Annotated in this window: 1 rRNA gene; it reads right to left on the bottom strand. The window is 49.6% G+C overall.

The annotated features are described in order from the left end of the window. Positions 1-1,233 (bottom strand): 23S ribosomal RNA (locus tag J7439_RS25440); the annotation flags it as partial. Positions 1,234-1,413 lie beyond the last annotated feature (180 nt).

Here is a 1,413-nt window from a genome sequence, read left to right as displayed (position 1 = left end):
TGGCTGCTTCTAAGCCAACCTCCTGGCTGTCTGGGCCTTCTCACATCGTTTCCCACTTAACCAGAACTTTGGGACCTTAGCTGACGGTCTGGGTTGTTTCCCTTTCCACGACGGACGTTAGCACCCGCCGTGTGTCTCCCGTGATTGCACTCATCGGTATTCGGAGTTTGCATGGGGTTGGTAAGTCGGGATGACCCCCTAGCCCAAACAGTGCTCTACCCCCGATGGTGAGACACGAGGCGCTACCTAAATAGCTTTCGAGGAGAACCAGCTATCTCCGGGCTTGATTAGCCTTTCACTCCTATCCACAGGTCATCCGCTAGCTTTTCAACGATAGTCGGTTCGGTCCTCCAGTTGATGTTACTCAACCTTCAACCTGCCCATGGATAGATCGCCCGGTTTCGGGTCTACTCCCAGCGACTGTTGTTCCTAAGAACACGCCCTATTAAGACTCGGTTTCCCTACGGCTCCCCTATGCGGTTAACCTTGCCACTGAAAGTAAGTCGCTGACCCATTATACAAAAGGTACGCAGTCATCGGTGGACAGTTGACAGTAGACGGTGAACGGTTCAGGAAGTGCCTGTTTCTGGCTCCCTGTTCCATTCCGACGCTTTATCATCCAGCAACAGCGTTTCAGTCAACCGTGCTTCTGCACATCAACTGTCTACTGTCCACTGTCAACTGCCCACCGACTCCCACTGCTTGTACGTACACGGATTCAGGTTCTATTTCACTCCCCTCAACGGGGTTCTTTTCGCCTTTCCCTCACGGTACTGGTTCACTATCGGTCAGTCAGGAGTATTTAGCCTTGGAGGATGGTCCCCCCTCGTCCGAAGACAGTTCAGACAGGATTTCACGTGTCCCGTCCTACTCGATTTCACATTAATTGGCCTTTCGTGTACGGGGCTATCACCCACTATGGCGGCACTTTCCAGAGCCTTCCACTAAACCAAAAACTGCTTAAGGGCTAATCCCCGTTCGCTCGCCGCTACTGGGGGAATCTCAATTGATTTCTTTTCCTCCGGGTACTTAGATGTTTCAGTTCCCCGGGTTCGCCTTCCAGACCCTATGTATTCAGGTAAGGAATAACGGCTTATGCCGTTGGGTTTCCCCATTCGGAAATCTCCGGATCAAAGTCTGTTTATCGACTCCCCGAAGCTTATCGCAGATTACCACGTCCTTCATCGCCTCTGACTGCCAAGGCATCCACCGTGTACGCTTAGTCACTTGACCATATAACCCGAAACGATTTACCTTCGTAAATCGTTAGAGGTCAGTCAATACAACTACCTTTAACGATCAAATGAATTTCTGTCGAAATTCATCGCCATACACATTAGCTATGATTGTTTCCAATCAAAACTTGAGAGTGTCTCAGCAAGAATTCAATCAACCAATTTAAATTAATTAAAT

It is taken from the genome of Salinisphaera sp. G21_0, assembly GCF_017744115.1.
Taxonomy (GTDB): Bacteria; Pseudomonadota; Gammaproteobacteria; order Pseudomonadales; family Endozoicomonadaceae; genus Endozoicomonas.
Note: the sequence above shows the minus strand (reverse complement) of the source record. Positions and strands in the feature narration are given on the sequence as shown.